This window comes from Ruegeria sp. K5, from assembly GCF_056531805.1.
Map to the genome: position 1 here is coordinate 421,942 of NZ_JBQFML010000001.1, position 20,178 is coordinate 442,119.

General features: G+C 60.3%; 22 protein-coding genes. 14 read left to right on the forward strand and 8 right to left on the reverse strand.

Annotated features, from left to right (window positions below):
• The first annotated feature begins 18 nt into the window (after nucleotides 1-18).
• Entirely contained in the window at nucleotides 19-921 is a 903-nt protein-coding gene (locus ACR0MO_RS02205) for an EamA family transporter (RefSeq protein ID WP_170450172.1), read from the forward strand.
• Here ACR0MO_RS02205 and ACR0MO_RS02210 read toward each other — a convergent pair.
• Both ACR0MO_RS02210 and ACR0MO_RS02215 read right to left on the reverse strand, forming a co-directional pair.
• Nucleotides 918-2,276 (reverse strand): DEAD/DEAH box helicase, encoded by a 1,359-nt coding sequence (locus tag ACR0MO_RS02210; protein ID WP_170519057.1) that lies wholly within the window; start codon nucleotides 2,274-2,276, stop codon nucleotides 918-920. The genes ACR0MO_RS02205 and ACR0MO_RS02210 overlap by 4 nt on opposite strands.
• Before the next feature lie 184 nt (nucleotides 2,277-2,460).
• On the reverse strand, nucleotides 2,461-3,420 hold the full coding sequence (locus ACR0MO_RS02215) for a glycosyltransferase family 2 protein (protein WP_480889490.1): 960 nt from the start codon (nucleotides 3,418-3,420) through the stop codon (nucleotides 2,461-2,463).
• A gap of 99 nt (nucleotides 3,421-3,519) precedes the next feature.
• Between ACR0MO_RS02215 and ACR0MO_RS02220 the strand changes: the two genes are divergently transcribed.
• Nucleotides 3,520-4,290, forward strand: a complete 771-nt coding sequence (locus ACR0MO_RS02220; RefSeq protein ID WP_170450176.1) for an amidase — start codon at nucleotides 3,520-3,522, stop codon at nucleotides 4,288-4,290.
• Nucleotides 4,291-4,296: 6 nt separating this feature from the next.
• Here ACR0MO_RS02220 and ACR0MO_RS02225 read toward each other — a convergent pair whose 3' ends face one another.
• Entirely contained in the window at nucleotides 4,297-5,901 is a 1,605-nt protein-coding gene (locus tag ACR0MO_RS02225) for a peptide chain release factor 3 (RefSeq protein ID WP_480889492.1), read from the reverse strand.
• Nucleotides 5,902-6,009: 108 nt separating this feature from the next.
• Between ACR0MO_RS02225 and ACR0MO_RS02230 the strand changes: the two genes are divergently transcribed.
• From ACR0MO_RS02230 to ACR0MO_RS02265, 8 genes are all read left to right on the forward strand, one after another.
• Nucleotides 6,010-6,372 (forward strand): nuclear transport factor 2 family protein, encoded by a 363-nt coding sequence (locus ACR0MO_RS02230; RefSeq protein ID WP_170450180.1) that lies wholly within the window; start codon nucleotides 6,010-6,012, stop codon nucleotides 6,370-6,372.
• 63 nt (nucleotides 6,373-6,435) lie between these two features.
• Nucleotides 6,436-7,215 (forward strand): SDR family oxidoreductase, encoded by a 780-nt coding sequence (locus ACR0MO_RS02235; protein WP_170450182.1) that lies wholly within the window; start codon nucleotides 6,436-6,438, stop codon nucleotides 7,213-7,215.
• 2 nt (nucleotides 7,216-7,217) lie between these two features.
• Nucleotides 7,218-8,330, forward strand: a complete 1,113-nt coding sequence (locus ACR0MO_RS02240) for a hypothetical protein (protein WP_480889494.1) — start codon at nucleotides 7,218-7,220, stop codon at nucleotides 8,328-8,330.
• Between the two features lie 99 nt (nucleotides 8,331-8,429).
• Nucleotides 8,430-9,479, forward strand: coding sequence for a methyltransferase domain-containing protein (locus ACR0MO_RS02245; protein WP_480889496.1), 1,050 nt, complete (start codon nucleotides 8,430-8,432; stop codon nucleotides 9,477-9,479).
• Between the two features lie 122 nt (nucleotides 9,480-9,601).
• Nucleotides 9,602-10,645 (forward strand): ABC transporter ATP-binding protein, encoded by a 1,044-nt coding sequence (locus ACR0MO_RS02250; protein WP_480582206.1) that lies wholly within the window; start codon nucleotides 9,602-9,604, stop codon nucleotides 10,643-10,645.
• 112 nt (nucleotides 10,646-10,757) lie between these two features.
• The gene (gene surE, locus ACR0MO_RS02255; protein ID WP_480889499.1) at nucleotides 10,758-11,540 is read left to right on the forward strand and encodes a 5'/3'-nucleotidase SurE; all 783 of its coding nucleotides are present in this window, start codon (nucleotides 10,758-10,760) and stop codon (nucleotides 11,538-11,540) included.
• Nucleotides 11,537-12,187, forward strand: coding sequence for a protein-L-isoaspartate(D-aspartate) O-methyltransferase (locus tag ACR0MO_RS02260; protein ID WP_170621906.1), 651 nt, complete (start codon nucleotides 11,537-11,539; stop codon nucleotides 12,185-12,187). Before surE ends, ACR0MO_RS02260 begins: the two co-directional genes overlap by 4 nt.
• A 63-nt stretch (nucleotides 12,188-12,250) precedes the next feature.
• Complete coding sequence (locus ACR0MO_RS02265; protein ID WP_480626087.1) at nucleotides 12,251-13,429, forward strand: peptidoglycan DD-metalloendopeptidase family protein; 1,179 nt, start codon at nucleotides 12,251-12,253, stop codon at nucleotides 13,427-13,429.
• 64 nt (nucleotides 13,430-13,493) lie between these two features.
• Here ACR0MO_RS02265 and ACR0MO_RS02270 read toward each other — a convergent pair whose 3' ends face one another.
• Entirely contained in the window at nucleotides 13,494-14,165 is a 672-nt protein-coding gene (locus tag ACR0MO_RS02270; protein ID WP_170621904.1) for a helix-turn-helix transcriptional regulator, read from the reverse strand.
• Between the two features lie 21 nt (nucleotides 14,166-14,186).
• Nucleotides 14,187-14,492, reverse strand: a complete 306-nt coding sequence (locus ACR0MO_RS02275) for a hypothetical protein (RefSeq protein ID WP_170450198.1) — start codon at nucleotides 14,490-14,492, stop codon at nucleotides 14,187-14,189.
• A 218-nt stretch (nucleotides 14,493-14,710) separates the two neighbouring features.
• Here ACR0MO_RS02275 and ACR0MO_RS02280 point away from each other — a divergent pair, with 218 nt between their 5' ends.
• The 4 genes from ACR0MO_RS02280 (at nucleotide 14,711) to ACR0MO_RS02295 (ending at nucleotide 17,223) form a co-directional block, all read left to right on the forward strand.
• Nucleotides 14,711-14,926, forward strand: a complete 216-nt coding sequence (locus ACR0MO_RS02280) for a twin-arginine translocase TatA/TatE family subunit (protein WP_170450201.1) — start codon at nucleotides 14,711-14,713, stop codon at nucleotides 14,924-14,926.
• A 6-nt stretch (nucleotides 14,927-14,932) separates the two neighbouring features.
• Nucleotides 14,933-15,391, forward strand: coding sequence for a Sec-independent protein translocase protein TatB (tatB, locus tag ACR0MO_RS02285; RefSeq protein WP_170450203.1), 459 nt, complete (start codon nucleotides 14,933-14,935; stop codon nucleotides 15,389-15,391).
• On the forward strand, nucleotides 15,388-16,263 hold the full coding sequence (tatC, locus tag ACR0MO_RS02290) for a twin-arginine translocase subunit TatC (protein WP_170519024.1): 876 nt from the start codon (nucleotides 15,388-15,390) through the stop codon (nucleotides 16,261-16,263). Before tatB ends, tatC begins: the two co-directional genes overlap by 4 nt.
• A 117-nt stretch (nucleotides 16,264-16,380) precedes the next feature.
• The gene (locus ACR0MO_RS02295) at nucleotides 16,381-17,223 is read left to right on the forward strand and encodes an ATP-binding protein (protein ID WP_480580907.1); all 843 of its coding nucleotides are present in this window, start codon (nucleotides 16,381-16,383) and stop codon (nucleotides 17,221-17,223) included.
• Between the two features lie 62 nt (nucleotides 17,224-17,285).
• Here the strand turns inward: ACR0MO_RS02295 and ACR0MO_RS02300 are convergent, their stop codons facing one another.
• The 3 genes from ACR0MO_RS02300 to purF all read right to left on the reverse strand — a co-directional run bounded on the left by ACR0MO_RS02300 (nucleotide 17,286) and on the right by purF (nucleotide 19,997).
• A complete protein-coding gene (locus ACR0MO_RS02300) occupies nucleotides 17,286-17,930 on the reverse strand; it encodes an SDR family NAD(P)-dependent oxidoreductase (protein ID WP_170450209.1) in 645 nt (214 codons plus the stop codon).
• Between the two features lie 42 nt (nucleotides 17,931-17,972).
• Entirely contained in the window at nucleotides 17,973-18,221 is a 249-nt protein-coding gene (locus tag ACR0MO_RS02305) for a hypothetical protein (RefSeq protein ID WP_170734915.1), read from the reverse strand.
• A 252-nt stretch (nucleotides 18,222-18,473) separates the two neighbouring features.
• Entirely contained in the window at nucleotides 18,474-19,997 is a 1,524-nt protein-coding gene (purF, locus tag ACR0MO_RS02310; protein WP_480580911.1) for an amidophosphoribosyltransferase, read from the reverse strand.
• Nucleotides 19,998-20,178: the final 181 nt, after the last annotated feature.

The following is a 20,178-nucleotide window of genomic DNA, read 5'->3' on the forward strand; positions in this document are numbered from 1 at the left end:
CGCGACAGAAGGGAAGCCATGAGCTTGTGGATTCCCGTCACCATCGCAGCCGCCTCGTTCCAGACGGTGCGGTTCATGCTGCAAAAATCGCTGAGCAGCGTGAAACTGTCTGCGGCTGGTGCAACCTTTGCGCGGTTTGCCTATTCAATGCCGCTGGCGGTTTTGGGGCTGGCCGTAGCGCTGTGGGTGACCGGTGCGGCGATGCCACCGCTGACGGCGCAGTTCTGGCTGTTTGTTGCCATCGGTGGAACAGCACAGATATTGGCGACGGTCTGTGTGGTCGCCCTGTTCAAACAGCGCAATTTTGCGGTGGGGATTACCTTTAAGAAGACCGAGGTCATCCAGACCGCAATTGTCGGGTTTCTGATCCTTGGGGATAAGGTCTCAGCCGGGGCGCTTGGCGCGATCCTGTTGGGATTGCTGGCGGTTCTCTTGTTGTCCAAAACACCGGGCGGGGACGGGGCGTGGTGGCGTCATCTGACCAACCGCGCGTCGCAGCTGGGGCTTGGCTCTGGCGTTCTGTTTGCCTTCTCAGCCGTCAGCTATCGCGGTGCGTCTTTGGAACTCGGGGATATTGACGCCTGGTTCCGCGCCTTAGTGACCTTGGCGGCTGTGGTCACGTTCCAGTTTCTCGGCATGGGCCTGTGGCTACTGTGGCGCGACCGGGCCGAGTTGCGTGCGGTCTGGGAAACCCGATCCACCGGCGTTTTCGTCGGGCTGACCAGCCTCGGTGGGTCGTTCTGCTGGTTTCTGGCCTTCACCTTGCAAAACGCGGCCTATGTCAAAGCGCTGGGGCAGGTTGAGCTGATACTCAGCCTTCTGGCCTCGATCCTGTTCTTCCGCGAGACCATCACCCGGCGCGAAATCGCCGGGATGGGTTTGCTGGGCGTCTCGATACTGACGCTGGTGCTGACGATCTAGCTGGCGCGGCGTTCGTCGAAGCTCAGCGCGATGAAGCTGGGCAGATGATCACCCATGCCGACAACCGCTGGGCCAGTATCGTCCCGGCGACCACGGCCCTTGGCGGGCTTGTCCTGCTTACGCTCATCCTTCTTGCGGTCGCGCTTTTTCTCGTCCGCGGGCTTGGCCTTTTTCTCGGGCTTGGGCGTGTCCGGCTTCGGCTCGTCCTTTACCGGGTTGTCGATGCGCGGAATGTCCTTCTGGATTAGCTTCTCAATCGCATCCAGCGCCTTCTCATCACGGCCCGAGCAGATTGTAACAGCCTTGCCTTCGCGGCCCGCGCGACCGGTACGGCCGATACGGTGCACGTAATCCTCGGCATGGCCGGGCACGTCGAAGTTGAACACATGGCTGACCGATGGAATGTCCAACCCGCGCGCGGCCACGTCTGATGCCACCAGCAAACGCAGCGATCCATCGCGGAACCCGTCCAGCGTTTTCATTCGCTGGGACTGATCCAAATCGCCATGGATCGCGGCGGCGTTATAGCCGTATTTCTTCAGCGACTTGGCGCAGATGTCCACATCGGTCTTGCGGTTGCAGAAGATGATCGCGTTGGTGCATTTCTCACCCTCGGCATCGATCAATGCGCGCAGAACTTTGCGCTTTCCACTGGCCTCGCGATCCCGACGCCCACCTTTGAACATGACGACGCCCTGTTCGATGGTCTCGGAGGCGGTGGCCTGACGGGCAACTTCGATCCGGGCGGGGGCGGACAGGAACGTGTCGGTGATGCGTTCGATCTCGGACGCCATGGTGGCCGAGAAGAACAGGGTTTGACGGGTGAAAGGCGTCAACGAGAAGATGCGCTCGATGTCGGGGATAAAGCCCATATCCAGCATCCGGTCGGCTTCGTCTACCACCATGATCTGAACGCCTGTCAGCAGCAGCTTGCCGCGCTCGAAATGGTCCAAAAGGCGGCCCGGAGTGGCAATCAGGACGTCGACGCCCCGGTCGATCAGCGCCTCTTGCTCCTTAAAGCTGACGCCGCCGATCAGCAGCGCCTTGGTGAGTTTCAGGTGCTTGGAATAGGTGTCGAAATTCTCGGCCACCTGCGCGGCCAGCTCGCGCGTCGGGCACAGCACCAGCGAGCGCGGCATCCGCGCGCGGGCGCGACCACGGGCCAGCAGGGTGATCATCGGCAGCGTGAAGCTGGCGGTTTTACCTGTGCCGGTTTGCGCAATGCCCAGAACGTCCTTGCCTTCAAGCGCAGGCGGTATCGCGCCTTCCTGGATCGGAGTGGGGGTTTCGTATCCGGCTTCCTCAATGGCTTTGAGGACCTTCGGGTTCAGGTTCAGTTCGTTAAACTTTGTCATGTATGTCCGGTTCAAGCGGACACTTGACCTGGCCCGCGCATCAAAATCTGCCGGGCCCGGATGGCCACGCGCAACAGGCGCGTTTCGGCTTTGGGCGCGGACATAACAAAAAGGTAGGTCAGGGTCAAATGAAGACCAGTCTGACGTTACGCGGTTGCGTCAAATCGGGATTTTGCGCAACAATTCAGGCCCTTCCGGGAAAGTGTTTCGCGATCTTGTCGGGCAGGTTCAAGGGCCTGTGCCGGATCAGCCCGTGTTGTTCCAGCCGCGCACGCACGTCCGGGTTCTGACCGCTCATCTCCGCGTAGAAGGCCCGCAGCCCGTCCATGCCTTGCTCGGCCTCGATCCAGCTGAGCAGTTCGTTCTTGCTCAGACCGCCTTTGTAACGCGGTACGTTGGGCGACATTCCTGGCTGGTAAGAGCCTCGATTCATTCGGAAATCATAGTGACCGATCCAATGGTCCCAGTCCGGTGCGTGGCGGTGGCACAGCTCAAGCTGGTGCAGTTCGGTTTTGCAGGGCAGCAGTTTCTTGTTCTGGAACAGGTTGTGGATTCGAAAGCTCAGGTTCGGCAATCCGGCCCGCACGAACAGCTTGCCCTGCACGTGGCTTAGAAATCCACCCAGCACGAACCCGCCATAGGTGGGGTAGAGGTCCTGCACCAGCGCCTCGCGGCCTGGCCCCTTGGGAATGTGCGCTTTGTACAGGTCGTCGCCCCCGGCCAGCGCCTCGATCGGGCGCACCCGAAAACCGGGAATGTCGGCCGGAACCGAGCGCAGAACATCCGCAATCGGCTCGGACGACCACAGGAACTCATCCACATCGATATGGGCCAGCCAGTCCAGATTGGTACGTTTGTAGATATGGGTGGCGTGCACGGTTTGACGGATCTGGTGCTTTTCCGGCCGGGTGCGTTTTCGTTTCGCCCAGAACGCGTCGTCACAAAGCCGCACCTGAACCTTTGGATGCGCGCGAAGTGCCCGAAAGGCGCGCCGGTTGGGTTCGTCAAGGTAGATGTATAGTTGGTCCGCCCCAAGCTCCAGATGGTGCGCGACAAAGCCAAGGATGTCCTCGGCAGACCCCCGCACCATAGACACGATACCCCAGGTGGGAACGTGCGTGTGATTGTCTTGGTCTGAAGCCATGCAAGTCATTGTGGCGGGGTCTGTTTTTGAGCCTGTGCCGAAATGTGATACGATAGCGCCACTTTAAGAGTTCTTACATTTGTTATTGAGGAGATTACAATGCCTCGTGTTGTTCCCGCGTCATGGATGCCCGATGTCAATATGGAGCGCATCCATCTTCATTGGACGGCCGGAGCGCATAGCGCCAATGCCAATGATAAGAACAGCTATCACATTCTAGTCGAATCCGACGGCACCCTTGTGCGCGGAAATAAGTCGATTGCCGAAAATGCACGCCCCATGAGCTCGAACTATGCGCGGCACACACGCGGTGCCAACACAGGCGCGATTGGTGTGTCGCTGTGCTGCATGCTCGGGGCTGAACGGTCGCCTTTCGATCCCGGCAACTATCCCATGACGCGAACCCAGTGGGATCAGGGAATGCTGGTCGTGGCGGATCTGGCCGAGAAATATAACATATTGGTCACGCCCACCAAGATCCTGACCCATGCCGAGGTCGAGCCCAATCTGAACGTCCCGCAAAACGGCAAATGGGACATTGTGCGGCTGGCCTTTGACCTGTCGGTCAAGGGGTATGAAGAAGTCGGACAGTTGCTGCGGTCCAGCGTCGCCGCCGCGCTGGATGATGGCCCGTTGATTGCTGCGGACGCGATGCCCGAAGACGCGAAGGCCCCAAGATACCGTGTGACGGGTGTCGCGCCTTCAACACTGAATTTGCGCCGCACACCCGGCGGTGAAAAAATCGGGGCGCTGCCCGAACGTACAACCGTGGAGCGACTGGGTGTCGATGGCGAGTGGTGGCGCGTTCGCACTAGGCAAGGGTATATCGGCTACGTCTTTTCCACGTATCTCAAGGCGATAAACCCCTAGCCTTGGTCAGACCATCATTTCCTTGGTCGCAGTCAGGTTCAGCGCCGGATAGTCGCGCACGACCCGGTCGATGTCCCATTGCAAACGCGTCAGATAGACGATGTCGCCGTCATGATCATGGGCGATGTGCTGCTTGTTGGCGTTGACGAACTTTTCGACCTCGGCCTTGTCACCGCTGACCCAGCGGGCCGAAGTGAATTGCGACGCCTCGAAGCGCACGGGCAGGCCGTATTCCATCTCGATCCGGCTGGCAAGCACTTCGAATTGCAGCGCGCCGACGACGCCGACGATAAAGCCTGACCCGATCGAGGGTTTGAACACCTTGGCCGCGCCTTCCTCGGCAAATTGCATCAGGGCTTTTTCCAGATGCTTGGCCTTCATCGGATCGCCCGCGCGGACGCCCTGCAGTAGTTCCGGCGCAAAGGACGGGATGCCGGTCACACGCAGCGCCTCGCCCTCGGTCAGGGTGTCACCGATGCGCAGCTGACCGTGGTTGGGGATGCCGATGATGTCCCCGGCCCAAGCCTCATCCGCCAGTTCGCGGTCGGAGGCGAGGAACAGAACGGGGTTCGAAATGGCCATCGGCTTTTTCGACCGCACATGGGTCAGCTTCATGCCACGCTTGAAATGGCCGCTTGCCATTCGCACGAACGCCACCCGGTCGCGGTGCTTGGGGTCCATATTGGCCTGCACCTTGAACACAAAGCCTGCGACTTTCTTCTCGTCGGGCGCAATCTGACGTGGTTCTGCCGATTGCACCTGCGGCTGGGGGCCATAGGCGCCGATGCCTTCCATCAGTTCCTTGACGCCGAACGAGTTGATGGCCGAGCCGAACCAGATCGGGGTCATATGCCCCTCAAGCACCGCTTGCGGGTCCAGCGCGGGCAGCAATTCGCGCGCCATCTCGACCTCTTCCAGCAGTTTTTCCAACAGGTGCTCGGGCACGTGCTCGGCCAGTTTCGGGTCGTCCAGCCCGTCGATTTCAATGCTTTCGGCCACTTTGTTGCGGTCGGCGCGGTCCATCAGTTCCAGCCGGTCACGCAGCATGTCATAGCAGCCGATGAAGTCGCGACCCACGCCAATCGGCCACGCGGCAGGCGTGACGTCGATGGCCAGCATTTCCTGAATTTCGTCGATGATCTCGAACGTATCGCGGCTTTCGCGGTCCATCTTGTTACAGAAGGTCAGGATCGGCAGATCGCGCAGGCGGCAAACCTCGAACAGTTTCTGCGTCTGGCTTTCCACACCTTTCGCGCCGTCTATCACCATCACGGCGGCATCCACGGCGGTCAGCGTGCGATAGGTATCCTCGGAAAAATCCGAGTGGCCGGGCGTGTCCACCAGATTGAACCGGAAGTTCCCATAGTCGAACGACATCGCCGAGGCCGAGACCGAGATGCCGCGATCCTTTTCCATCTGCATAAAGTCCGACCGGGTCCGCCGTGCCTCACCCTTGGCGCGCACCTGACCGGCCATCTGAATCGCGCCCCCGTACAGCAGGAACTTTTCCGTCAGCGTCGTCTTACCCGCATCCGGGTGCGAGATGATGGCGAATGTCCGGCGCCGGGCGATCTCGGGCGGCAGAGAGGGTTGGTTCGAGGTATCAAGCATAAACGCGCGTATAGGCGGGGAATCCCGCCGAGGCAAGACAAAGGGGTGGTTCGAATCGGCGGGTTGTGACAGAAGGAACATATAGTGAACAAAATATGGAGTGGACCAATGAATTTGAAAGAAATCGCCGAAGAACTGGTCGCGGGATGCCGCGAGAACCGGGCCAAGGAAAACCTGAGCAAGCTCTACGCACCTGACGCAGTTTCGGTCGAGGCGCAGGACATGTCGGGTATGGGCCGGGAAACCCAGGGCCTCGAAGGCATTCGAGGCAAGCACGATTGGTGGGAAAACGCGCACGACGTCTCTGGCGCAACGGTTGGTGGGCCGTTTCTGCACGGCGACGACCGCTTTGCCGTGATCTTCGAGGTTCAGGGCACGGTGAAAGACAGCGGCGAAAGCTTTGATATGCGCGAGGTGGCGATTTACCACGTCGCGGACGGAAAAATCGTGCGCGAGGAGTTTTTCTACTGACAAAGCTCGTCTGGTCCTTCCGGTCGGGCCGGTGCAAGATAAGGCAGGACAGGGAGGATCAGAATGGATCTTGGAATTCGCGGCAAACGCGCGCTGGTCTGTGCCAGCAGCAAGGGATTGGGTCTTGGGTGCGCCGAAACCTTGGCCGAAGCAGGCGTTGATTTGGTGATGAACGCCCGCGGGGCCGAGGCGTTGGAGGCCGAAGCGGCCCGCCTTCGTTCGGACCACGGCGTGGATGTTCAGACGGTGGCCTGCGATGTGACCTCGGCCCAGGGGCAGGCGCAGGTGATCGAGGCCGCGCAGGGCGTGGATATTCTGGTGAATAACGCAGGCGGGCCACCGCCGGGAATGTGGTCAGACTGGGACCGCGAAGATTTCATCAAGGCGCTGGACGCCAACATGCTGACACCGATTGCCTTCATGAAAGCGCTGTTGCCGGGGATGATGGACAAGGGCTGGGGCAGGGTGGTCAACATCACCTCGCAATCCGTGCGTGCGCCGATTGCGGTGCTTGGCCTATCGAATGCCGCACGCACCGGGCTGACAGGGTATGTTGCCGGGACGGCCCGGCAGGTCGCGCCAAACGGGGTGACCATCAACAACCTGCTGCCGGGCATTCATGCGACGGACAGGGCGGATTCGCTCGACAGCGGCGTGGCGGCGCAGCAAGGGATTTCGATGGATGAAGCGCGTGCTGCGCGCGCGGCCACGATCCCCGCGCGCCGTTACGGCACACGCGCCGAATTCGGGGCCGCCTGTGCCTTCCTGTGTTCGCAACATGCCGGGTTCATCGTCGGGCAGAATATCCTGCTGGACGGTGGCGCAACCAATCTGACAATGTAGCCATGACGCAAGGGTTTTCGCTGAAAGACCAGCTGTTTAACGATGAAAAAACCCGTTATCTCGCGGGGTTGTTCGCCAAGGCCGATGCATCCTTTGACGCGGATGCATTTCACGCACGGGTCATGTCGCGCCTGCTTGAGCTTGAGTTGAAAGAGCGGATGACGTGGATCGCGGACTGCCTGCAAGAGGTTGTTCCGGGTGAACTGCCGCAGGTCGCGCCCGTAATCCTGCGCGCGCTTCCTCCGCCTTTGGATCCGACAAAAACCGATGATGATTTCGGCGATTTCATCTTTGCCCCTTTGGGTGAGTGGGTGGTGTCGGTTGGGTTGGAAAACCCTGATCAGTCGCTGGACCTGCTGGCCGAGATCACGCAGCGCTTTTCGATGGAGTGGGCGATCCGCCCGTTTCTGAACCGCTGGCCCGATCAGGTTCTGGCCCGGATGCAGGACTGGTGCGCGCATGACAGCTATCACGTGCGTCGGTTGGTCAGCGAAGGCACCCGTCCGCGTCTGCCATGGGGGCAGGCCATCGGGCTGGAACTGGATGATCCGTTGCCTTTGCTGGACCGGCTGCACAGCGATCCGACACGCTATGTCACCCGATCGGTCGCAAACCATTTGAATGATGTTTCCAAGAAACAGCCTGATCAGGTGCTGGCGCGGCTGCAACAGTGGCGGGATGCGGGCGCGCAGGACGCGGATGAACTGGCTTGGATGACATCGCACACGCTGCGGGGCCTTGTTAAGGCTGGTCATCCGGGGGCGATGGCGATGCTGGGTTATGATCCTGACGCCGACGTGGCAGTGACGATTGACCTCAACACGCAGGCCCGGATTGGCGAGGCACTGGAGTTCTCGGTGGATCTGAAAGGCCCGGATGGGCAGCCTGTGCTTGTGGATTATATCATTCACTTTCAACGCCCTGGTGGAAAAACCTCAGCCAAGGTGCACAAGTTGAAACAAGCCGTTCTGAAAGATGGAAAGCTGCGACTGGACAAGCGGCACAAGCTGAAGGGAGATGCCACGACGTTCAAGCTGGTGCCCGGCGCGCACCGGCTTGAGGTTCAGGTCAATGGCAGGGTGCGGGCGGGGATCGATTTCGATCTGTTGGGTTAAATCCCCCCTCACGCTTTCGTCAAAACCCCACATGCCGGATTGCACCGGGCGCAGCCGTGCACTAGCTGCGGTGCAGCTGTTTGCGAAAGGAAAGCTGAGATGAAGCATGAATCGGTGCAGAACTACTATGGCGAAGTGCTGCAAAGCAGTGCGGATCTGCAAACCAATGCCTGCTGCACGCCGGATGACATGCCGGATCACCTCAAGCGTATCCTGTCTAAACTGCACGATGAGGTGCTGACCCGCTACTACGGCTGCGGTCTGATCGCGCCGCTTGATTTGGAGGGGATGAGCATCCTCGATCTGGGTTGCGGCGCGGGTCGGGACGTCTATGCCCTGTCCGCGATGGTGGGCGAAACAGGCCGGGTGGTTGGCGTGGACATGACACCCGAACAGCTGGTTGTGGCCCGCGCCCATCAGGATTATCACGCCGAGGCATTTGGATACGTGGCCAGCAATGTCGAATTTCACCACGGCTATATCGAAAAACTTGACGAGCTGGACCTGGAGCCCGGTTCCTTCGACATCATTGTTTCGAACTGCGTCATCAACCTGGCAACCGACAAAGAGGCCGTTCTGCGGGGCGCGCATCGTTTGCTGAAAGACGGCGGCGAGATGTATTTCTCGGACGTCTACGCCGACCGCCGTATCCCGCAGGCGATGGCCGAGGATGAGGTTCTGTATGGCGAATGCCTGTCGGGCGCGCTGTATTGGAACGATTTCCTGTCGATCTCGCGCAAAGCAGGCTTTGGTGATCCGCGTCGTGTCACCCATCGTCCGCTGACCATCGAAAACCCGGTGCTGGAGCAGCGGGTTGCACCGCTGAACTTCCTGTCTGCCACCTATCGGCTGTTCAAACTGCCCGAACTGGAACCGGCCTGCGAGGATTACGGGCAGGCCGTGATCTACAAGGGCACCATCCCCAACGCGCCGCATCTGTTCGAGTTGGACGACCACCACGCGATTGAAACAGGCAAGGTCTTTCCGGTTTGCGGCAACACCTGGATGATGCTGAAAGACACGCGTTTTGCGCGTCATTTCGACTTTATCGGCGATTTCTCGACCCATTATGGCATCTTCGATGGCTGCGGCGGCGAAAGCCCGTTTGAAGCGGTTGGCGAGGCTGCATCGTCGGGCGGGTGCTGCTGATCCCTTGAACCTGCGGGGCGGGGTTGCTATCCCCGCCCAAGCCCGATGCTTTTGATCGGGAAAGGCAACGGGGTCCCTTGGTGACAGAAGACGCAACTCCTCCACGTCTGGAAATTCGCAATATGGTCCGCCGGTTCGAAGGGCGGGTCGTTGTCGATGACGTGTCGCTGACCATTCAGGCTGGGCAGGTGACGTGCCTGCTGGGGCCGTCGGGTTGCGGCAAATCCACCACCTTGCGCATGATTGCCGGGGTCGAGATGCAGGACTCGGGCGAAATCTATGTCGATGGCAAGCTGATCTGCGACACGGTGTTCCGGGTGCCGCCCGAACGGCGCGAGATCGGGCTGATGTTTCAGGATTTTGCCCTGTTCCCGCATCTGAGCGTGGCCCAGAACGTCGCCTTCGGCCTGAAGGGCAGCAAAGACGAAAAACGCGCCCGGGTTGAGGAGTTGCTGCGCAAAGTCGACCTGATGCGCTTCATCGACGGGTTTCCGCATCAATTGTCAGGAGGCGAACAGCAACGTGTCGCGCTGGCCCGCGCTTTGGCGCCGCGTCCCCGCATCATGCTGATGGACGAGCCTTTCTCGGGCCTCGACAATCGTCTGCGCGACGGTATCCGGGATGAGACGCTGGCAATCCTGAAAGAAGAGGATGCCGCCGTTCTGCTGGTCACGCATGAACCCGAAGAGGCGATGCGCATGGCCGACGAGATCGCCCTGATGCGCCGTGGCAAGATCGTACAGCAAGGCGCGCCCTATAACGTCTACACAAGACCAGCCGACAAGGCGGCGGTTGCTTTCTTCAGCGATGTCAATGTTTTGCGGGCCGAAGTGAATGGCGCTTTGGCGCAGACGCCATTTGGTCAGTTCCTTGCCCCCGGCATCCCGGATGGCACCGATGTCGAGATCGTCTTTCGCCCGCAACACATAAAGCTGGATTTCGACCGCAACGGCAAAGGTCCATCGCCCACCGCCACCGATGGGGTTGCCGCACGCGGCACCGTGGAACGTGCGCGTTTTCTGGGCAATGAAAGCCTGGTCGAGTTTCGGATGGACCATGACGGCTCGATCCTGAAAGTGACGGTGCCAAACGTGTTTGTGCCCAATCCCGGGCGCGTTATGTGGCTGACCATCCGGCGCGACCGCTGCTTCGTATTCCCGGTCTAGGCCGCAATTTCCGCCAAAGTGGTGCGCGAAAGCCTCAGATTGCGTATGCGCTTTGCTTGCCGCAACGCAAGGGCGGGTCTATCAAGGGCGAAACGTGGGGATGATCGGGCACATGCGTATTCTTTTGACCAATGATGACGGGATCAACGCGCCGGGTTTGATTACGCTTGAGGCGATTGCCAAAGACCTGGCCGGGCCGGACGGCGAGGTTTGGGTTGTCGCCCCGGCGTTCGAGCAATCAGGCGTCGGGCATTGCATCAGCTACACCCATCCGATGATGGTCGCCAAACTGGGCGAGCGTCGGTTTGCGGCCGAAGGCTCTCCGGCGGATTGCGTGTTGGCGGGGCTGCATGATGTGATGAAGGACGCGCCGCCTGATCTGGTGCTGTCTGGGGTAAACCGGGGTAATAATTCTGCCGAGAATACGCTTTATTCCGGCACAATTGGCGGCGCGATGGAGGCCGCTTTGCAAGGCGTACCCGCAATCGCCTTGTCGCAATATTTCGGGCCGCGCAATCTGGGGCTGGACGATCCGTTCGAGGCTGCCGCGCGCTTTGGGGCCGATCTGGTGCGGCGTATTCTGGATGCCACCCCCGCTGAGCAAAGCGATTACCGCCTGTTTTACAACGTGAATTTCCCGCCGGTCCCGGCGGATGAGGTTCTGGGCACCCGCATCGCGCCCCAAGGCTTTCGCCGCGACACGCGGTTCTCGGTCGAGCCGCACAGCTCACCTTCGGGGCGGCGGTTTTTGTGGATCAAGGGCGGGTATCAGCACAATCCGACCGCGCCCGGCACGGATGCGGCGGTCAATCTGGCCGGGTATATCTCGGTCACGCCGATGCGGGCGGATCTGACAGCGCATGATGCGCTTGAGGCGTTGAAGTCGATCGAATGAGCGGACTGGACCCCGAAACCGTAATGCAGTTCCTGTTTGCCCTGCGCAAACGGGGCGTGACAGATGCGCGCGTGCTGGCCGCGATGGAGCAGGTCGACCGGGGCCGCTTTGTGACCGGTCTGTTCGCGGACCGCGCCTATGAGGACATGCCGCTGCCTATCGCCTGCGGGCAGACGATCAGCCAGCCCTCGGTCGTTGGGCTGATGACGCAGGCGCTGGAGGTACGCCCCCGGGACACGGTTCTGGAGGTCGGCACCGGATCGGGCTATCAGGCGGCTATCCTGTCGAAACTCGCACGCCGGGTTTATACGGTCGAGCGGCACCGCCGGCTGGTCAACGAAACCGGTCAGTTGTTTCGCGATATGAGACTGACCAATGTAACCGCGATGTTGTCGGACGGCTCGTTTGGTCTGCCGGAACAAGCGCCCTTTGATCGTATCATCGTGACAGCGGCGGCCGAGGATCCTCCGGGCCCGCTCTTGGCGCAGCTTAAAATCGGGGGTATCATGGTGCTACCCGTAGGACAGTCGGATGCAGTGCAGCAGCTGATCAAGGTGACGCGCACCGAGGATGGACTGGATTACGACGAATTGACGTCCGTTCGTTTCGTGCCCCTGCTTGAGGGGCTGGGAAAGGACGAGGCATAACAGGTCTTAGAGTTTTGTCGCCAAAACCCCGGAGAACAGGGGCAGGTGTTGAGGATCGACGTGATGAGAGCAGTTTCCAAATCGGCAATGCGCCGCTGTGTTACCGGGGTCGCTGCCTTGGCAATTCTTGCCGGGTGCGAAGGGCCGCTGGATTATGACCTGCGGGGGCAGATCGGTGGGTTTTCGACCACCGGTGCCGCGCAAAGCGCCACGGCCAGCCGTCCGGCACCGGATGCGCGTGGTGTGATCACCTATCCGAACTATCAGGTCGCCGTGGCCCGCCGGGGCGATACCGTCCGCGACGTGGCCGCGCGTGTGGGCCTGCCCGAAGGCGAGCTATCGCGGTTCAATGGGTTGCAGACAACAGACAAGCTGCGCGAGGGCGAGGTCTTGGCTCTGCCGCGCTCGGTCGGGGCATCCAGCGGTGTCGATATCGCGTCAATCGCGGGCTCGGCCATTGATCAGGCGCCCGAGACGGGCTCGGTTCAGACTACAACGCTGGAACCGGCCAGAACCGCGCCAGCCCCGGCCCCAGTGCCCGCTGGGCCTGAACCGATCCAGCACAAGGTCAAACGGGGCGAAACAGCTTATACGGTATCGCGCCTTTATCAGGTTCCGGTTGAATCGCTGGCAGAATGGAACGGGTTGGGTCCGGATTTTGCGATCCGCGAAGGTCAGTACCTGTTGATCCCTGTCAAGAACCAGCCTGCGCCGCGCGCGGCTGCGGCGGCCCCGGCGGCTGAGGCAACCAACGTGACGCAACCGGGGCAGGGCTCGCCCACTCCGACACCCCCAAGCGCTACGCAGCCGCTGCCGGATGAACAGGTCGCACCGCTGACCGAGTCGCCCGAAGCTCCGGACGTTACTGCCGAAGCCCCCAGCAATACGGGCACATCGGCGCTGTCACTGCCGGTATCCGGCAAGATCATCCGGACCTATGAGAAGGGCAAAAACGAAGGCATCGATATCGCTGCCGCGCCGGGTACATCCGTTCAGGCGGCTGAGGCGGGGACTGTTGCGGCCATCACAGCAGATGCGGATCAGGTGCCGATCATCGTGGTCAAGCACAACAATGACCTGCTGACGGTCTATGCCAATGTAGATAATATTGCCGTCAAGAAAGGCGATCGGGTCCGGCGCGGGCAGAAGATTGCGGCACTGCGGGGCGGCGACAACGCCTATGTGCATTTCGAAGTGCGTAAGGGGTTCGAGTCGGTTGATCCCGAGCCATATCTGAAGTGACGTTGAATGGCCCGTTCCGGGCCATGCCTCCGGCGGAGGTATTTTTAGCCAGATGAAGCCGGGATTACGCGTTTGGGTCGTAGTCGCTCAGGCGTTTGCCGGGTTCATCTGTGAAGAGTTCCGGTTGGGGCGTGATGGATTCGATCAGGTCGATGCGGAAGACGCGAAAGCCTTCGCGTAGTTCGCACCATGCTGTAAGGGTCCAGACTCGGCCCCAGTATTCCATGTGCAGCGGGCGGATGATGCGGTCGGTCAGGGTGCCGTCGATGCGGCGATAGACGAGGTGCAGTTTCTGTCGTGCTTTGATGGCGGCGCGGATCGGGGCCATATGGGCCAGTCCGCGCGCGGCGTCAGCAAAGGGGTAGACCGCGAATTTCCAGGCATCCGCTTCGGCTACGACCTGCGTGGGCAGAACCGCGTCGATCTTTTCCGCCAGCGACTCGGCGGCTGATTTGAGGTCCGAGTCTGCAGCCTCGGCCACGATGGCCATGCCGAGGTTCAGGGCTTCGAGTTCGGAGGGTGTCAGGTTCAGCGGGGGCAGGGTGATCTGCTCGCGCACCATGTAGCCCACGCCGCGCTCGCCCTCGACCGGAACGCCCGAGGCGACCAGCGTATCCATGTCGCGGTAGATGGTGCGGACTGACACCTCGAGCCGATCCGCGATGTCCTGCGCGCGGTGCAGTTTGCCGTCGCGCAGGATCTGTATGATGTCGAACAGACGGTCAGTGCGGCGCATGACACGCCGATCTAACCGGGGTTACGCGGTCATGTTCCATAGCACAGTCTCATGGCGCATCTGGACGCTGTCGGGATTGATCACCGCCATCATGGCGGCGGCGCAATCCTGCTGCATGAATTGCGCAGCGGCATCTTGCGCGGCATTCATATCGGTCCAGACGACATAGTCGGTCCACCGGCCATCCTCGCCCTGGCTCAGCTGACGATGGGCAAAGCCGGGGGCCGACCGGACAAATGCCTCGGACGCCTGGCTGAGTTTCACGAACTCTTCCGCCGTGGTGCCATTGGCGAGGCTGAAGGTGACGATTTCCGCAACATGGGTCATTTGATTCTCCGTTGACCAGGTTTCGATGACCTCTGCCTAGTCCCTTACAACTGACATAAACCTGTCAGTTGAGAAATGCGAGCCCCATGAATCCATCCGATCACATCAAATTTGAGCACCAATTGGGGCCAGTTCCCTTTTGACGGGCAGGTTTGCGGCGTAAACACAGGCTCAGATCATATTCCGGGCGCACGGCGCCCAAGCAAAGGAGAAGAGACATGCTCAACAATATCGGCCTTCCCGGTCTTCTGCTGATTGCGGTTGTGGTGCTGGTGCTGTTTGGTCGCGGCAAGATCAGCTCGTTGATGGGTGAAGTCGGCAAGGGCATCACCGCGTTCAAGAAAGGCGTCAAGGACGGTTCGGAAGAGATCGAACAGGACGCGTCCGAGCTGGCCAAGGATGTCACGCCCGAAACCGAGAAAGACAAGGTCTAAGCGCAGATGTTTGATCTGGGCTGGACCGAGCTTCTGGTCATCGGCATCGTTGCGCTGATCGTGGTGGGGCCCAAGGACCTGCCGGTGCTGTTTCGCAATGTCGGGCGCTTTGTCGGCAAGGCGCGGGGCATGGCGCGCGAATTCAGCAGCGCCATGAACGAAGCGGCGGATCAGGCGGGTGTGAACGAGATCAAGAAGGGTCTTAATGCTGCGACGAACCCTGTGAACACGGCCATGGATGGTGTGAAACAGGCGGCGCAGGACATGGCCAAAAGCATCGACCCAACCAAATACGATCCCGACAGCGCAACCGGGAAACTGGCGGCCGAGCGGGCCGAACAAGCCAAGAAGGTTCAGGCCACGAGCGCCCGCGCCACGGCCGAGCGCAAGGCCAAGGAAGCCGCTGATGCGCTGGCCAAGGCGGAAGAGGCCGAAGCGGCGCTGAATTCCGAGAACAAGACATGAGCAAGACCGACGAAATCGAAGACAGCTCGGCCCCGTTGATCGAGCATCTGGCGGAACTGCGTACGCGGCTCATTCATTGCGTTGTGGCGTTTCTGGTCGGGATGATCATCTGCTTCACCGTGGCAACGCCGCTTTTCAACTTCCTGACGCACCCGCTGTGTGAGGTGCTGAACGAACGTGGGCAGGATTGCGGGCTGATCTTCATCTCACCGCAGGAAGGCTTCTTTGTCGCCATCAAGGTTTCGCTGCTGGGCGGGTTCATTCTGGCTTTCCCTTATATCGGAATGCAGATGTGGCGGTTCGTGGCACCGGGGCTGTATCGGTCGGAAAAGAACGCGTTTCTGCCCTTTATGGTCGCGTCACCCTTCATGTTCCTGCTGGGTGCTAGCTTTGCCTTCTATGTTGTCACGCCTTTGGCTTACGATTTCTTCCTTGGCTTCCAGCAGTTTGGCGCGGAAGGTGAGGCTGTGGTCGATGGTGCAACTGCTGCTCCGCTAAGCGTCGTGTTCCAGGGCTCGGCACAGGAATACCTGAACCTGACGATCAAATTCATTGTGGCCTTTGGGTTGTGCTTCCAACTGCCAGTCCTTTTGACCCTGATGGGCAAAGCCGGGTTGGTCAGCGCCGAAGGGTTGGGTGCGGTGCGCAAATATGCGGTTGTTGGCATTCTGGTGTTGGCCGCGCTGGTGACGCCACCCGACGTGATCACTCAGGTCATCCTGTTCGTGGTCGTCTATGGCCTTTACGAAGTGTCGATCTTCCTCGTCGCCCGTGTCGAGAAAAAGCGCGAAGAACAACTGCGTGCCGATGGCTATTATGATGACGAAGCCGAAGCGGATGAAGAGATCATTCAGGAAGAAGAAGGCAAGTAACCTTCCCTGATCCCGGACAAAGGCGCGCCTCGGTTGGCGCGCCTTTTTCATTGGCGGCTCTTGTCGTAGTGGGCGGATCATGGTTTGAAACCGCCAGACCCTGACCCGGAGGCCCCGATGGACGATCAAGCCCTGAACCGTATCGCCGACGCGCTGAATCGCATGGCACCCGCCCCATTGGCCGCCCCGGATTTCAACCAGGCCCCGGCCTTTGTCTGGCATGTCGAGCCGGACCGGCTGGAGCCGGTGACGCAAGTCAACCGGGTCGATCTGGATCTGCTTGTGGGCATCAACCGCTCACGCGACACATTGCTGGACAATACGCGCCGGTTTGCCGACGGGTATAAGGCCAATAACGCCTTGCTCTGGGGGGCGCGGGGGATGGGGAAATCCAGCTTGGTCAAAGCAGTGCATGGCACGCTGCAGGCAGATCACCCAAACCTGAAACTGGTGGAATTGCAGCGCGAGGATATGGGCTCGGTCGCGCGCCTGCTGAATCATCTGCGGGCCGCGCCGTACAGGTTTATCCTGTTCTGCGATGACCTGTCCTTCAGCCATGATGACCAGCACTACAAATCGCTCAAGGCCGTGCTGGATGGCGGTATCGAGGGCCGCCCCGAGAATGTGGTCTTCTACGCCACCTCAAACCGCCGCCACCTGATGCCGCGGGACATGATCGAGAACGAACGCTCCAGTGCCATAAACCCGTCCGAAGCGGTCGAGGAAAAGGTCTCGCTCTCCGACCGGTTTGGTCTGTGGCTGGGCTTCCACCCCTGCGATCAGGACGAGTACCTTGCCATGATCGGCCGCTACTGCGGTGCCTACGGGGTTTCAGTCGACCCAGAATCCCTGCGCGCCGAAGCCATCGAATGGCAGGCCACCCGAGGCGCGCGCTCGGGCCGCGTCGCCTGGCAATTCTTCGTCGATCTGGCAGGGCGCAACGGCGTCCATATCGCCTGATCCCAGCTTCATCTGGCCAAAAATATCTCCGCCGGAGGCATTGCCCGGAACGGGCCATTCCCCTATAGCAGTGCCAAAATCCGCGCCGCCTCATCTGCTGTGCTGGTCAGTGCATCCCGATCTTCGCCGGGATGAAACCGCGCGCGTACGGCTGTCGGCATCGGCGCAGGTTCCACGATGGAAACCCGTGGGCCGGTGCGTTCGGTCTCGACCTGCCAACTGCGGGCCAGTGCCATCTGTGCAGCCTTAGTGGCCCCGTAGATGCCATAGAACTTCTCGCCCGCCTTGGGGTCGTCAAAGAACACTGCGTGACCGGCTTCACCCAGCAAAGGCGTTACATAAGGGATCAGGACCGAGGTGGCATTGGCGTTTGTGTTCATCGCCTTCGTCCACTCTTTCGGATCAACGAAATGCGCCGGTGTCAGGGCCGATGTATGAACGGCCGTGTGCAACCAGAGATCAACCTTGCCCCAGCGATCGTGAATGCCCCGACACAGGGTCGCCATGGCGTTTGGATCGGTGATGTCCATTGGGGCTAGGGTGGCGGATCCGCCCTTTGCCTTGATCCGGTCGTCCAGTTCTTCCAGCCCGCCGGTGGTGCGGGCAACGGCGACGATGTGATAGTCGGGGGCCAGCGCTTCGGCAAGGGCTGCGCCCAACCCGCGTGAGGCCCCGGTGATGAGGGCAATTTTGGTCTGATCGGTCATGGCAGCGGTTTGAACCCCATCGCGCAGGGCGTCAAGAGGGGGTTAGCCCCCCGGAATCGCGATCCGCCGGGTCTGGCCGCTTTGTCGCAGCATGATCCCATGTTCATCGATGGCAACAATGGTGCCCGAGCCGACCCGGCTGCCGGTCTTGACCTCTTTGACACGACCCGACGCCATACGCATCAGGGCGCGCAATTCGGCCTTGGGGCCAAAGATCCCAAGAACAGACACAGAGTTTTTCTTCAGCGCGCCCTTTTGGGTGGCCGCGCTTTTGACGGTAGCGTTGGACATGAACTGCGGTCAGGGCAGGACCCGGACCCCTTTGGTGAGTGGTAGCAGAACGGTGGTTAACAAAGGCCAAAGGGGAACAAAAGACTGCCGCCGCGTCGCAGGTTTCGGCATAAAATTCCGTTCCACCGAAACCTTTGCAAAACCAAAGGGTTCAACTTGGGGGTGTGGCGGCAACTTTTCGTGATCGGCCCGTCATCGACCAAATCGCGCAAAACCCGGACCTGAATGCCTCAACTTGATTCGCCGCTGACCTCAGCCCGAGGCCAGCTTGGCCCCGTTCCAAGATCCGCCAACGACCTCCATATCTTCGCGCTTTTTACTGACCCGGCTGCTGTTTTCCAGACTGTCGAGGTAATCGTCGCTGACACTGCCCGTGATGTAATCGCCGTCAAAGCAGGAGCAATCGAAGGCTTCGATCTCGGGGTTGCCTTCCTTGGCCGCCCAGACCAGATCGTCGAGATGCTGATAGAACAGGGCATCCGCGCCCAGTTCCTCGCGGATTTCTTCGATTTCTTTGCCGTTGGCGATCAGCTCATGCTTGGTGGGCATGTCGATGCCGTAGACATTGGGATATTTCACCGGAGGCGACGCGCTGGCGATATAGACCTTTTTGGCCCCGGCCTCGCGGCACATCTGCACGATCTTCTTGATGGTATTGCCGCGCACAATCGAGTCGTCGATCAGCAGGACATTGTGATCCTTGAACTCAAGCGGAATGGCGTTCAGCTTGCGGCGGACGGATTTCTGGCGTTCCTCCTGACCGGGCATGATGAATGTCCGACCGACATAGCGGTTCTTCACCAGACCTTCGCGATAGGGGATGCCGGTGATCTTGGCCGCTTCAAGCGCCACGGGGCGGGCGCTGTCGGGAACCGGGATGATCCGGTCAATCTCAAGCCCGGAATCCTGAATCTGCTTGGCCAACGTTTGACCCATGCGCATCTGGGTTTTGTAGACCGATACGCCATCCAGCAGAGAATCCGGACGGGCCAGGTAGACATATTCGAAGATACAGGGGGTCAGCTTGCCTTCGACCGCCTGGAATTCGTGCATGTTGCCGTCCAGATCGATCAGGATCGCCTCACCCGCGCGCAGGTCGCGCAGTTTCTTGAACCCGTTGATGCCAAAGGCCACATCCTCGGAGGCAAAGGCATAGTCGTTGCCGTCGCCATCGGTTTCGCGCACAGCCACAGACAGGGGGCGAATGCCGTACGGATCGCGGAAGGCCAGCATCCCGACTCCTGCAATCAGGCAGATGACTGAATAGGCACCCTGCACCCGCTCCATCGTCATCTTCACGCCCGCGAAGATGTTGCGGATGGGTTCGACATTGCCGTTGACCTTGATCGCATCGGCCACCTTGTCGGCCAGCACGTTCAGCAGAATCTCGGAATCCGACGTGGTGCGCAGGTGGCGGCTGTATTTGCCTGTCACCTTCTCACGCTGCTCGGCGGTGTTGGTGATGTTGCCGTTATGGACCAGATAGATCCCGTAGGGCGCATTCACAAAGAATGGCTGCGCCTCAGCCGCGCTGAGCGAACCTGCGGTCGGATAGCGCACATGGCCCATGCCAACCTTGCCCAGCAGGGTTTCAGCGTCCGTTGCGTTGAAGACGTCCTTGACCAGACCGTTGGCCTTTTTCTCGCGAAAAAACTCACCATTATACGTGACGATCCCCGAGGCATCCTGACCCCGGTGCTGCAGCATCAGCAGCCCGTCATAGATTTCCGCAAACACATCATGTGTCCGGCTTGCGATCCCCAAAATCCCACACATGTACGGGCTCCAATTTCTATGACGTTGTGACGAGAGGTTTGACCGGCATGTAGGATCGGATGGCCTGCGCCAGACGCGGGATTGGGTGTGTTTCCAAAGCCAGATGGCCAATCATCGATGCGGCGCACGCAGATGAAAACACAAAGAACAAGACCGGCAGCTCCGATTCCGTGGCGGGTTG